Genomic DNA, 12,977 nt, shown 5'->3' on the forward strand with positions numbered 1-12,977 from the left:
GCCCGACATCGCATGGCGATCGTCAGGGCTCCCCGGCCGCAATGCCCCACCCGCAGGAGCGACCATGCCCCGTACCCAAGCGGCGCGATGCCTGAGCATCGTGGCCACCTCACTCACGTTCGCCGCAATGCTCACCGCCTGCGGCGACGGCAAGGACTCCGGCGACTCGTCGTCCGGAGACATCGTCATCGGCATGGTCGAGGACACCGCGGGTGGCACCGCGGCCACCTCGGCCGAAGCGAGCACCGGGATCTCGCTGGCCATCGACGAGATCAACAAGGCGGGCGGCGTCGGCGGGCGATCGCTCAAGCTGATCCGCCAGAGCGACGGCAGTCAGCCCAGCCAGACTCCGGCCGTGGTACGCAAGCTCGTCAGCGACGGTGCCCGCGTCATCATCATGAACTCGTCGTCGGCGTCGGCCCAGCAGGTCAAGCCGGTCGTCGAGCAGGAAAAGATCGTGGCCATCTCGGCGACGAACATCGCCACCGCCATCGCGGAGCCGCCGAACAACACGTTCTCGTTCATCCTGGCCAACCCGATCACTGACATCGGCACCGTGTACGCGGCGGCGTTCAAGAAGATCGGCGTCACGCAGCTGGCCGTCATCAGCGACGACTCGCCCACCATGGCCGGGCTCAACAAGGGGCTGCTGCCCATCTTCGAGAAGTCCGGCATCACCATCGTCGCCAACGAGAAGGCGCCGCTCAACAGCACCGACGTGGCGCCGCAGCTGAGCCGCATCAATGGGGCCAAGCCCGACGCGCTGTTCGTGTCCTCGCTGGGCGGACAGTTGGAGGTGCTGTTCCACAACACCGCGAACCAGATCATGCCGGACCTGCCGCGGATCTCCCTGGCCTCGATCGGCAACCAGCCGGACACCTGGAAGCTCGCCAAGCCCGGCGCGTTTCGGCAGCTCGTCTACGCCAGCGCCATCTCCTCCGACAACACCCGCTCCATCGAGCTGGGCGACAAGCTCAAGGCCAAGCTGGGGGACAAGTACCTGGGGCTGACCGCGTTCGCCGCGCAGGGCTACGACACCGTGTACCTGCTGAAGCAGGCGATCGAGAAGGCCGGCGTGGACAGCGGCCCGGCGCAGGTGCGGGGCGGGCTCGAGCAGATCAGCGCGTTCCCGGCGAGTTGGGGACGGCAGGGCTTCACGATGAGCTTCACGTCCGCCAAGCACGTCGGCAGCGACGGGCTGTGCGGCATCGTGCTGCGCCGCTTCACCGAGCAGAACCAGCCCGGCGAGAACTGGGCCGACTACCAGCCGCAGTGCTCATGACCGACACGACACCTCAGCCACGTACCGCGTTCATCACCGGTGGCGCCCGGGGCATCGGGTGGGCGTTCGCACAGGCGCTCGTCGCCGACGGCGCCCGGGTGGTCCTGGCCGACATCGACGAGACGGCGGCGGTGCAGGCCGCCGCCGATCTCGGGGCCGCCGTGGCGCTCGGGGTCGCCTGCGACATTGCCGACGAGACGTCGGTGCAACGCGCGGTCGACGAGGCAGTGGCCCACTTCGGCGGTCTCGACATCCTGATCAACAACGCCGGCAAGCACCTGATGGCCTGGAGCCGACCGGTCACCGAGATCTCCACCGCCGGCTGGCGGGAGATCCTCGACGTGAACGTGCTGGGCATCGTCAACTGTGCCCGGGCCTGCCGGCCGCACCTGAGCCGCAGCGGCACGGGCGCGGTACTCAACATCTCGTCGGTGTCCGGGTTCGCCGCCACCGACGTGTACGGCATCACCAAGCTCGCCGTGCGTGGCCTGACCGCCGCGCTGGCGAAGGAGTTCGGGCCCGACGGGACACGGGTGAACTGCCTGGCCCCCGGGCCGATGGACTCCGAGTCGGCCATGGCCGACCTGCCCGAGGAGTTGCTTCGCGACTTCATCGCCAACAAGCAGCTCATCCAGCGTCAGGGCCGGATGGCCGACCTCGTGGGCGCCATGCGGTTCTTCTGCGGCGCGGACAGCGCCTTCATCACCGGCGAGACCCTGATCGTCGGCGGCGGTCACCCACTTCGGGTCTGACCCGCACCACCCGCATCACCACCACCCGCACCACCACCCGCACCACCACCACCCCCAAGGAGTGAGTTCCATGTCGTGGAGCCTGCATCACGTCAACCTGCCCGCCTCGGACGTCCGGGCGATGGCCGCCTTCTACTCGAAGGTGTTCGGCATGCAGGAGAAGAAGTTCCCGTTCGTCGAGGACGGCCGGGGCGCTCTGCAGACAGGCAACGACTTCGTCGCCCTGTTCGAGGACACCAATCAGCGGCAGATCCACATCTGCAAGCCGACCCCGACGCTGCCGTGGGACAACGACCTGCGGCTGCACCCGGTCATCAACGGACACATCGCCATCGAGGTCGACGACATCGACGGCGTGATGCACCGGCTGGCCGAGATGAAAATGCCCTACAACGACGCCGGCACGTGGGCGTTCAAGGGCTACCGGCAGGTCTACTGCTACGACCCGTCGATGAACGTCGTCGAGATCAACCAGAAGCACCCTTGATCCAATGATCCCCCTACAGGTCATCGTCTCGATCATCGAGACGGGATGCTTCTTCGGTCTGCTGGCCGCGGCGATGTTCGTGGTGCGGGAGAGTTCCGGATTCTTCAACTTCGCGATTGGCGGGTACGCGGTGTTCGCCGGGCTTGCCTCGGCGTACTTCACCAGCGTACGAGGGCTTCCCGCCGCCGCCGGAATCGTCATCGGGGTGCTCGGCGCGGTGGCGCTGGCGCTGCTGACCGAGGTGCTCGTGGTACGTCCGATGTGGAAGCCGGGCACCAACGAGGAACTGCCGATGGTGATCGCACTGGTGGCCACGCTGTTCGCCCTCGAACAGATCTCCGGGGTGCTGTTCGGCCGTGCCGCGCTGCCCGGGCCACAACTGGTCGGGGACGGCTCGGTACGGCTGGGCAGCGCCACGGTGACCGCGCAGGCCGCGCTTGAGGTCGGGCTGACCGCGCTGGCGTTCGGGTTGCTGCTGCTGTTCATCTACCGCACCCGGATGGGTCGGGGACTACGCGCGATCGGCGAGAACACCCCGGCCGCCATCGTCCTCGGGTTGCCGGTGCGGGCGGTACGCATCGCCTCGTTCACCCTCGCCGGGGTGCTGGCCGGCCTCGCCGGCAGCGTCTTCGCGGCGCGATCCGGGATCATTTTCGAAAGCGCGATGGACTACACCCTCTTCGCGTTCCTGGCCCTGGTGATCGGCGGTACCGCGTCGGTGTGGGGGCCGCTGGCCGGCGGGCTGATCCTGGCCGCCATCCAGTCGGCAGCCATCTTCTACTTCGGCGCGGCCGCCCTGCACTACGCGACGCTCGCCGCCGCCCTACTGTTCTTCGCCTTCCGCCCCCAGGGGATCTTCATGAAACGGGTACGGGTATGAGTGCCACCCGCCTGCGGCCCCTCGCCGAACCGGTCATCTCCGGCGTGCTGCTGATCCTCGCCATCACCTGGGTCGGCACCGACGGGTACCGGCAGGACCTCGCCGTGCTCACCGTCACGTACGGGCTGATCGGGCTCGGCCTGTACAGCCACTTCATCATGGGCGACTCGCTGTCCATCGCGTACAACGCGTACGCGGCGATCGGCGGCTACGCGCTGGGCCTGATCGCCACCAGGACCGGCTGGCCGCTACTGGTGTCGCTACCACTGGGCATCGTCGCCGCCGTACTCATCTCCGTGCTCCTGGGCATGGCCACCCGTCGGCTCAACGGCTTCTACCTGGCTGCCGTGACGCTGCTGTTCAGCGAGGCGTTCCAGGCGTGGCTCGTCGACGCGGACAGCGTCACCGGCGGCGCCGAGGGCGTGATCCTCACCCGGTCGCTCAGCATCTTCGGCACGGAGCTCGGCAGGGACCAGATCGTGGTCATCGCGCTGGTGCTGATGTGGCTCGTCGCGCTGATGCTGTCCCGGCTGCGCCGCTCGCCGTTCGGCGTCGCGCTGCGGGCCAAGGGACAGGCCGCGGTCGCCGTCGAGGCGGCCGGGGTGCCGGTGACCGCGCTGACCCTCATCTCGCTGAGCATCGGCGCCGCGATCGGATCGCTGTCCGGCGCCGTGTTCACCTCGGCGAACCTGTCGATCCTGCCGGAGTCGATCCCGGTGTCGGTGGCGTTCCTCGCGGTGTTCATCCCGTTCCTGGGCGGGCGGTCCAGCCCGTGGGGTGTGGTCATCGGTGCGTTGCTGGTCACCCAGCTCACCTTCAACCTCAACTTCTTCCAGGGTTCCGGGACGCTCCTGTTCGCCGTCGCCGTGGTGGCGGTGCTCATCTTCGCCCCGGAGGGCCTGATCGGCCTGGCCCGCGACCTGACCGGCCGGCTCGTCGGCGCTGTCAACAGAGGCGGACGCGATGAACGCTGACATCCTTTCCTGTCAAGAGCTGACCAAGTCGTACGGCGGCGTCAAGGCGGTCACCGGCGCCTCCTTCACGGTCGGTGCCGGTGAGATCGTCGGGCTGGTCGGCCCCAACGGCGCGGGCAAGAGCACGATGGTCGACCTGATCGGCGGCGAGCAGCAGCCCGACAGCGGCCAGGCGCTCGTCGACGGGGTGCCGCTGTCCGGCCCTCCGTCCCGCCGCGCCCGTCGCGCCGGGTTGGCCCGTACCTATCAGTATCCGCAGGTCGCCGGCGCGCTCACCGCCCGCGACAACATCATCGTCGGCGGCCTCGCCCGAGGCATGTCCTCCAGCCTCGCACTGCTGGGAGCGGCGGCGCGAGGCGTGGTCGCCCCGGGCGGCCGGGCGCTGCGCGAGGAGGCCGGGCAGATCGCCGCCCGCCTCGGGCTGTACCGGATCGACCGGCTGGCCGCCGACCTGACCCTCGGCGAGCTGCGGCTGCTGGAGGTGGCCCGCGCGCTGTTGCAGCATCCGCGCATCGCGCTGCTCGACGAGCCCTTCGCCGGGCTGGCCTCCGACGGCATCGCCGGTTTGTCCGAATCCATTCGCACGGTCGCCGCCGGCGGCACCGCCGTGCTGCTGGTCGACCACAACGTCGACATCGTGGCCTCGATGGCCGACCGGATGGTGCTGATGGCCGGCGGCACGGTCGTCTTCGACGGCGCACCCCGCGACTGCCTCGCCAGCACCGAGATGCAGGCAGTCTACTTCGGCACCGGGCAGGTGGATCGATGAGCGAGACGGGACTACGGGTCACCGAGCTGACCGTCCGATACGGACGGGCCAGCGCGCTGAACCTCACCGGTACTGAACTACGGGTACCTGCGGGACGGGTGACCCTCGTGGTCGGGCCCAACGGCGCGGGCAAGAGCAGTCTGGTCCTGGCACTGTACGGCTCAGTGCCAGCAGGCGGGCAGGTGTACCTCGGCGGCCGGGACGTCTCCGCGCTGACCACCCGGGTCCGGGCCCGGGCCGGACTCGCCCTGGTACCGCAGGGCCGGCAGCTCTTCGCCCGGATGAGCGTCCGGGAGAACCTGATGGTCAGCGCCGAACTGCTCCGCCTGGACCCGGATCGGGTGGAGCAGGCGCTGGACCGCTTCCCGATCCTGCGCACCCGCGCGAACCAGCCGGTCGGCGTGCTCTCCGGCGGCGAGCAGCAGATGATGGTGGTGGCCCGGGCGCTGATGACCGACCCCAGCGTGCTGCTGCTCGACGAGATGTCCACCGGGCTGGCCCCGCTGATCGTGGACGACCTGCTGCGTACCGTGCGTGAGCTGGCCCGGTCGGGCACCGCCGTGCTGCTGGCCGCGCCGACCATCGGCGTGCTCGGTCAGGTGGCCGACGGCGGTGTCGTGCTGATGCGCGGCCGCGTCGTCGCGGAACACGATGACGTCGCCGAACTGGACGCCGCCTACCAGGCCGCCATGGGCGCCATCGTGGAGGGCTGAGCCGTGGCCGACGCTGCCGTCGTGGTTGGTTTCGTGGGGCTGGGCAACATCGGCCGGCCGATGGCCGGTGCACTGGCGGGCACCTTCCCGGTGGTCGTGTACGACGTGAACGCGTCGGCCGCGGCCGACGTGCCCGGTGCCCGGGTCGCGGCCTCGCTGGCCGACGTGGGCGCAGCCGCCACCGTGGTGGGCGTCGCCGTGTACAACGACGCCCAGGTCCGTGACGTGGTGACCGGGTTGCTGGCCGGGATGCGCCCAGGCGGCACCATCCTGGTGCACAGCACGATCTCGCCGGGCACGGTGCGGGACGTCGCGGCCCAGGCGGGCGCGGCAGGGGTGGCGCTGCTGGACGTGGCGGTGGCCGGCGGCGACGTCCGGGCACGACGCGGCGAACTCACCCTGATGGTTGGCGGCGACCAGGCCGAACTGGCCCGCGTCCGCCCGGTCCTCGACGCCCTGGGCCGGGTCTATCACGTGGGGCCGGTCGGCGCGGGACTGGCCGCCAAACTGGCCAACAACCTGGCGCTGCACGTCGGGTTCCAGGTGCTGGAAGAGGCCCTGGCGCTGGGCGGCGACGCGGGCGTCGGCGAGGCGGCACTGTTGGAGGTGCTTAACTCCGGCACCGCGCAGTCCTGGCTGACCGGCAACTTCGCCTACTACCGGCGGCAGATCCGCGAGGTGCTGCCGCCCGGCATGGTCGCCAAGGACCTGCACGCCGCCGTCGCGCTGGCTGGCGACGGCACGGACATCCCGCTGACCCGGCTGGCCGCCGGCACCCCACGGGAGGCGGTGGTGGTGGCGGCGGTGCGGACCCCGCTGGGCCGCCGCCGGGGCGCGCTGAGCGGGACACGCCCGGACGAGCTGTTGGCCTACACCCTGCGCCAGCTCGTGCAGCGGGCCGGCATCGCGCCGGACACGGTCGACGACGTGATCGCCGGATGCGTCAACGCGGTCGGTGAGCAGGGGCGCAACATCGCCCGGGTGGCCGCGCTGGCCGCCGGCCTGCCGGTCACGGTGCCGGGTGTGACAGTCAACCGGATGTGCGGTTCCAGCCAGCAGGCGCTGCACTTCGCGGCGCACGCGGTGCTGAGCGGCCAGCAGCGGATGGTGATCGCCGCTGGCGTCGAGTCGATGTCCCGGGTACCGCTGGGCGCCGACGCGGCGGGCGTCACCCCACCGGACTCGGTCACCGGCCGGTACGAGCTGGTGGACCAGGGCGTGGCGGCGGACCGGATCGCCGCGCGCTGGCACCTGGACCGTGCCGAGCTGGACGCCTTCGCCCTGGCCAGCCACCGCAACGCCGAGGCGGCCTGGCGGGACGGCCGGTTCGCCGACGAGTGCGTACCGGTGCCCGCCGACCTCACTGCGGCGCTGCTCGCCGACGAGCTGCCCGACACCGGCTGGGTCATCGAGCGCGACGAGGGCATCCGGCCCGACACCTCGCTGGCGGCCCTGGCCGCGCTGAAGCCCGCCTTCGGTGCGGACGGCGTGCACCACGCCGGCAACTCCAGCCAGCTCACCGACGGCGCGGCGGCCGTGCTGGTCTGCGACGCCGCCGAGGCGCGACGGCTCGGCCTGGCGCCGCTGGCCCGGATCGTGGCCACCGAGGTCGTCGGCGTGGACACCGACCTGATGCTGCACGGCGTCATTCCGGTGACCCGGCGCATCCTGGAGCGCACCGGACTGACCCTTGCCGACATCGACCTGTACGAGGTCAACGAGGCGTTTGCCAGCGTCCCGCTGGCCTGGCTGCAGGAGACAGGCGCCGATCCCGGACGGCTCAACGTCAACGGTGGCGCCATCGCGCTGGGCCACCCCACCGGGTGCTCGGGTGCCCGGCTGGCCACCACCCTGCTGCACGAGCTGCGCCGCCGAGGTGGCCGGTACGGGTTGCAGGTCATGTGCGTCGGCTACGGGATGGCCACCGCGACGCTCTACGAACGGATGGGTGAGGCATGAGCGAACTGTTGTCGGCGCAGACCCGGGAGATCCTGGACGGGCTGCGTGACTTCCTGAACGCGGAGGTCCTCGCCCGCCACCGCGACGCCGGTGCGCTGCTGTCCGACCCGCGCCAGCGGTACGGGCCGGACGGCCGGCACGTTGCCGCCGTCGAGGAGCATCGCCGCGCGGTCCGGATGGCCTCGTCCCGCGCCGGGTACTACACGATGTGCGTTCCCGAGGAGTTGGGCGGCGGCGGGCAGGGCGCGGTCACCATGTACGCGGCGTGGGAGCTGATCAACCGGCTCTGCGGCAGCGGCGGCTGGCTGGGCAGCGAGGTCGTGGCGCACTGGGCCACCGGCCCGAGCGTGGTGTTCGCCCGCGCCGGGCAGCGGCTGCAGGACACCTTCCTGGGCTCCCTGCTCTCCGGTGAGCAGACCATGTGCTTCGCGATGTCCGAGCCTGGCGCCGGCTCGGACGTGTGGCAGATGTCGACCCGGGCGGTACCCGAGGCCGGCGGCTGGCGGCTCACCGGCGTCAAGCAGTGGATCTCCAACGGGCCGCATGCCGACCTGGCCATCGTCTTCGCGATCACCGACCCGGAGAGGGTACGGGCCAGGGCGGGCGGCATCTCGGCGTTCCTGGTGCCGACCGACGCGCCGGGATTCCAGGTGGACAGCGTCATCGGCCTGTACGGCCAGATGGGCGGCGAGCATGCCATCCTGTCGATGAACGAGGTGCGCGTCGAGGACTGGCAGCTGTTCGGCGAGCCGGGCGGCGGGCTGTCGCTCGGGCTGGACGGCATCGCCACCGGCCGGCTCTACAACACCGCGAAGGGCGTCGGGCTGTCCCGCTGGGCGCTGGGCCTGGCGGTCGACTTCGCCACCGAGCGGGAGACGTTCGGTACCCGGCTGTTCGACAACCAGGGCATCTCGTTCCCGCTGGCCGATGCCGCCACCCGGATCCACGCGGCGCACCTCATGGGACTGCACGCCGCCGAGCTGGTCGACGCCGGGCGACCCGCCCTGACCGAGGTGGCGATGGCCAAACTGTTCGCCACGGAGATGGCGACCGATGTCATCGACCGGGCCATGCAGACGCTGGGCGGAATGGGCATCACCACCGAGGTGGGGCTCGCGAAGGCTTGGCAGAGCATGCGGACGGTCCAGATCGCGGACGGCTCTTCGGAGATACTCAAGCGGCTCATCTCGCGGCGTATGGCCAATGGGGAGGTGAGCGGATGAGTCGAGGTGACGCTGCGATGACCGAGGAATATCGGGTTCCCGCCATCGAACGGGCCGTACGGGTGCTGCGGCTGCTTGCGGCGCAGGACTCAATGTCGCTGGCGAAGACAGTGGAAGCCACCGGCATGAACAAGAGCACCACCTACTACATTCTGCGCACCCTGCTGGCCGAGAATCTCGTCCAGTACGACGACACCGGACAGGGCTACCAACTCGGCCCCGCACTGGTCGAACTCGGTGCCGCCGCGGCCAACCAGATGAACGACGTCAGCATCGCCAAGCGCAGCCTGGCGAAACTGCTGGACCAGATGAACGCCACGATCGTGCTGTACCGGCGGATCAGCCTGACCGAGATCATTTTGGTCGACAAGCTGGAGCGCCCGCACCGGGTACGCATCACCCTGCAGGTCGGCTCGCCGGTGCCGATCCAGGGCGGCTCGTTCGGCCGGGTCTTCCTCGCCTACGACGAGCCCTCGCAGGTCAGTGCCGCGCTGGCCACCGGGCTGCAACTTTTCACCAGCAAGAGCGTCGCCCGCAAGGAGATCTTCCTGCGCGACCTGGAACGGGTGCGCGAGCAGGGTTTCGCGGTCGACCACGAGGGCTACGCGCTGGGCGTCAGCACCGTCGCCGCGCCGGTATTCGGGCCCGACGGGCGGATCCGGCTGGTCGCCGCCGCCGTGGCTTTCACCAGTGAGATGGACGAACAACAATCCGCCCTGTACGGGCGGCTGCTGCGCGAATGTTGCGAGCGGATCACAAAGATGCTCGCCGGTCGTATCGAACTCGTCGGTCAGCACGAGTCCTGGGTCGACCACCAATCTCCGAAGGATAGGGAGTACCACACATGACGGCTACGGCCTCGGTTTCAACACAGTCGCTCCGCGGTCAGGTAGCCGTGGTCACCGGTGGCGCGGGCGGGCTGGGCCTGGCCATCAGCCGGGAACTCGGAATGGCCGGCGCCATCGTGATCGTCGCCGACATCGCCGCCGAACCCGCCGCCCGCAGTGCCGAGCAACTCGCCGCGGACGGCGTCGAGGCACACCCGCACGTGCTGGACGTGACGTCCCGGCAGAGCATCGACGCGATGGCCGCCGAGGTGAACGCCCGCCACGGCCGCATCGACATCCTGGTCAACAACGCCGGCTTCCCGGTGGACCGGCCGCTGGTGTCCATGAGTGACGAGGACTGGCACCAGGTGCTCAACGTGTGCCTGTACGGCACCTTCGCGTGCAGCCGGGCGGTGGTGCCGGGCATGATCGAGCGCGGCTACGGACGGCTCATCAACATCAGCTCCCGCGCGTACCTCGGCAACCCGGGGCAGGCGAACTACGCGGCGGCCAAGGCCGGCATCGTCGGCCTGACCAGTACGTTGGCCAAGGAACTCGGCAAGCACAACATCACGGTCAACGCGGTCGCCCCCGGCCTGATCGCCACCGACACCGTCCGCCGGCACCCGAAGTTCGACGCCATCGCGGAACGGGCGCAGCGCGCCAACTCGATCCGCCGCCTCGGCACCCCCGAGGACATCTCCGCCGCCGTGCTGTACCTCGCCTCGCCGGCAGCCTCATTCGTCACCGGGGACGTGCTGCACGTCACCGGCGGCCGGTTCAGCTGAGGCGGCGGCGATGGACGTCATGCTGAGTGAGGACGAGCGGCTGCTGCGCGACAGCGTGCGCTCGTACCTCGACGCGAAGATCGCACCGATCGTGACCGAGCACGAACGGGCCCGCACCTTCCCCTGGCATCGGCTGGCCGAGCTGTACGAGTTCGGGTACGTGCGCGGCGTGGTGCCGGAGGCGGACGGCGGCGACGGCGCCAGCCACATGGTGCTGGCGTTGCTGATGCAGGAGGCCGGCCGCTGCTGGGGTTCGCTGCGCACCACGCTCAACGTGCAGAGCATGCTGGCCCGGGTACTGAGCACGGCCGGCACGCCGGAGCAGAAGGAACGGTTCCTTCGGCCGCTGTTGGCCGGGCAACGGTTCGGCTGGTTCGCGCTCACCGAACCCGACGCGGGTTCCGACGCCGGTGCGCTGCGCACCACCGCCCGGCGCGACGGGGATGACTATGTCATCAACGGGCGGAAGCTCTACATCACCAACGCCCTGGCCGGCGACTTCGGGGTCGTGCTGGCCCGGGTGCCGGACACCGGCGAGGTCAGCGCGTTCCTGGTGGAGCAGACGGAGTCGGAGTACCAGGCCTACGACATTCCGCACATGCCGCTGCGGGCCACGACCAGCTGCGAACTGGTCTTCGACCAGACCCGCATTCCGGCGGCCAACCTGCTCGGCGAGTTGGGCCGTGGGCTGTCCCTGGCGATGTCCGGCGTCAACCTGGGCCGGTTGAACATGGCGATGGGCGCGGTCGGGCTGGCCCAGGCGTGCCTGGAGTCCTGCGTGGACTTCGCCCGTACCCGGGAACAGTTCGGCCGCCCGATCGCCGGGTTCCAGCTGGTGCAGCAGATGGTGGTGGAGGTCGCCACGCTCACCGAGACCGCCCGGCTGCTGGGCTACCAGGCGGCCCGCACGCTCGACGCCGGGCTGCCGGGCCGGTACGAGTGCTCGATGGCCAAGTACTACTGCGGCGAGGCGGCCGGTCAGGCGGCAACGCTCGCGTTGCAGGTGCACGGCGGGGCCGGGCTGATGGAGGAGTCCCCGGTGGAGCGCTACTTCCGTGATGCGCGGGAGGCGACCATCCCCGAGGGCACCAGCCAGATCCAGATCCTGCATCTGGGCAAGCACCTGCTCGGGGTGTCGGCACTGCGATGAACACAGCACATATCGGAGGAGATGTCATGTCCGGGCCGCTGCAGGGCGTACGGGTCATCGAGGTGGCGGCGTTGGGCCCGGTGCCGTTCGCCGGGATGCTGCTGGCCGACATGGGCGCCGAGGTGATCCGGGTCGACCGGGTGGGCGCCCCCGCGCCGGGTGCCGGAGCGAGCGTCGAGACGGATCCGCGGCACCGGCACCGGCGCACCGTGGCACTGGACCTCAAGCGGCCCGAGGGCGTGGATCTGTTGCTGCGCCTCGTGGAGGGCACCGACGTGCTGATGGAGGGGATGCGGCCCGGCGTGATGGAACGGCTGGGCGCCGGCCCGCAACCCTGCCTCGAACGCAATCCGGGGCTGGTCTACGCGCGGATGACCGGCTGGGGGCAGGACGGGCCGCTGGCCCAGCGGGCCGGGCACGACATCAACTACATCGGGATCGCCGGAGCGCTGTACCCGATGGGGCCGGCCGAGCTGCCACCACCGGTGCCGTTGAACCTGGTCGGCGACTTCGGCGGCGGCGCGATGTACCTGGCCTTCGGCATCGCCTGCGCGCTGCGCGAACGGGAGCGCTCCGGGGCCGGGCAGGTCATCGACGCGGCCATGGTGGACGGTGCGGTCTCGCTGACCGCGATGTTCCACGGGATGCTGGCCGCCGGCACCTGGTCGGACCGGCGGGAGAGCAACGTGCTCGACGGCTCGGCGCACTTCTACCGCACGTACCGCACCAGCGACGGTGGCTTCATGGCGGTCGGCGCGATCGAGCCGCAGTTCTACGCCCAGCTGCTGTCCGGGCTCGGGGTGGCCGCCGCCGACTTTCCGCAGCACGACCGGGAGCGCTGGCCCGCGTTGGCCGCCGAGTTCGCCCGGATCTTCGCCACCCGCACCCGGGACGAGTGGACCGCGGTGTTCGACGGCACCGACGCCTGCGTCACACCGGTGCTGTCGATGGCCGAGGCCGCCGCTCACCCGCATCTGGCCGCCCGGGGCACGCTGGTGCCGGTCGCGGGTACGCCCCAGCCGGCACCCGCACCGCGGTTCTCCCGGACCGCAGCGGTGCCGCCGGGCCCGCCGGTCGGGTACGGCCGGCACACCGACGAGCTGCTCGCCGGCCTCGGACTGTCCGTGGCAGACATCGAACGGCTGCGCGCCGAGCGGATCGTGGGTTAGCGAC

At 70.5% G+C, this 12,977-nt stretch carries 13 protein-coding genes and 1 pseudogene; all 14 read left to right on the forward strand.

The annotated features are described in order from the left end of the window. Positions 1-64: 64 nt before the first annotated feature. The 14 genes and pseudogenes from SNR22_RS12615 to SNR22_RS12680 all read left to right on the forward strand — a co-directional run bounded on the left by SNR22_RS12615 (position 65) and on the right by SNR22_RS12680 (position 12,973). Positions 65-1,282, forward strand: coding sequence for an ABC transporter substrate-binding protein (locus SNR22_RS12615; RefSeq protein ID WP_320066712.1), 1,218 nt, complete (start codon positions 65-67; stop codon positions 1,280-1,282). Further along, positions 1,279-2,034, forward strand: coding sequence for an SDR family oxidoreductase (locus tag SNR22_RS12620; RefSeq protein ID WP_320066713.1), 756 nt, complete (start codon positions 1,279-1,281; stop codon positions 2,032-2,034). The genes SNR22_RS12615 and SNR22_RS12620 overlap by 4 nt, the downstream gene beginning before the upstream one ends. Before the next feature lie 70 nt (positions 2,035-2,104). After that, on the forward strand, positions 2,105-2,521 hold the full coding sequence (locus SNR22_RS12625; RefSeq protein WP_320066714.1) for a VOC family protein: 417 nt from the start codon (positions 2,105-2,107) through the stop codon (positions 2,519-2,521). Positions 2,522-2,525: 4 nt separating this feature from the next. After that, the gene (locus tag SNR22_RS12630; RefSeq protein ID WP_320066715.1) at positions 2,526-3,401 is read left to right on the forward strand and encodes a branched-chain amino acid ABC transporter permease; all 876 of its coding nucleotides are present in this window, start codon (positions 2,526-2,528) and stop codon (positions 3,399-3,401) included. Then, on the forward strand, positions 3,398-4,375 hold the full coding sequence (locus SNR22_RS12635) for a branched-chain amino acid ABC transporter permease (protein WP_320066716.1): 978 nt from the start codon (positions 3,398-3,400) through the stop codon (positions 4,373-4,375). Before SNR22_RS12630 ends, SNR22_RS12635 begins: the two co-directional genes overlap by 4 nt. Further along, positions 4,365-5,144, forward strand: a complete 780-nt coding sequence (locus tag SNR22_RS12640; protein ID WP_320066717.1) for an ABC transporter ATP-binding protein — start codon at positions 4,365-4,367, stop codon at positions 5,142-5,144. Before SNR22_RS12635 ends, SNR22_RS12640 begins: the two co-directional genes overlap by 11 nt. Beyond that, positions 5,141-5,857 (forward strand): ABC transporter ATP-binding protein, encoded by a 717-nt coding sequence (locus SNR22_RS12645; protein ID WP_320066718.1) that lies wholly within the window; start codon positions 5,141-5,143, stop codon positions 5,855-5,857. The genes SNR22_RS12640 and SNR22_RS12645 overlap by 4 nt, the downstream gene beginning before the upstream one ends. A gap of 33 nt (positions 5,858-5,890) precedes the next feature. Beyond that, a pseudogene (locus tag SNR22_RS12650) lies at positions 5,891-6,619 on the forward strand (NAD(P)-dependent oxidoreductase); the annotation flags it as partial. Then, a complete protein-coding gene (locus SNR22_RS12655; protein WP_320066897.1) occupies positions 6,620-7,816 on the forward strand; it encodes a thiolase family protein in 1,197 nt (398 codons plus the stop codon). Next, positions 7,813-9,039 carry an acyl-CoA dehydrogenase family protein gene (locus tag SNR22_RS12660; RefSeq protein ID WP_320066719.1) on the forward strand — a complete coding sequence of 409 codons (1,227 nt, stop codon included), beginning with the start codon at positions 7,813-7,815 and terminating at the stop codon, positions 9,037-9,039. The genes SNR22_RS12655 and SNR22_RS12660 overlap by 4 nt, the downstream gene beginning before the upstream one ends. A 17-nt stretch (positions 9,040-9,056) precedes the next feature. Continuing rightward, positions 9,057-9,887, forward strand: coding sequence for an IclR family transcriptional regulator (locus SNR22_RS12665; RefSeq protein ID WP_320066720.1), 831 nt, complete (start codon positions 9,057-9,059; stop codon positions 9,885-9,887). After that, positions 9,884-10,654, forward strand: a complete 771-nt coding sequence (locus SNR22_RS12670) for a 3-oxoacyl-ACP reductase FabG (protein ID WP_320066721.1) — start codon at positions 9,884-9,886, stop codon at positions 10,652-10,654. The genes SNR22_RS12665 and SNR22_RS12670 overlap by 4 nt, the downstream gene beginning before the upstream one ends. A gap of 10 nt (positions 10,655-10,664) precedes the next feature. Beyond that, positions 10,665-11,804, forward strand: a complete 1,140-nt coding sequence (locus SNR22_RS12675; RefSeq protein WP_320066722.1) for an acyl-CoA dehydrogenase family protein — start codon at positions 10,665-10,667, stop codon at positions 11,802-11,804. 26 nt (positions 11,805-11,830) lie between these two features. Further along, positions 11,831-12,973 (forward strand): CaiB/BaiF CoA-transferase family protein, encoded by a 1,143-nt coding sequence (locus tag SNR22_RS12680; protein ID WP_320066723.1) that lies wholly within the window; start codon positions 11,831-11,833, stop codon positions 12,971-12,973. Positions 12,974-12,977 lie beyond the last annotated feature (4 nt).

Origin of the sequence: Micromonospora sp. RTGN7 (assembly GCF_033804645.1) — a bacterium.
Lineage (GTDB): Bacteria > Actinomycetota > Actinomycetes > Mycobacteriales > Micromonosporaceae > Micromonospora.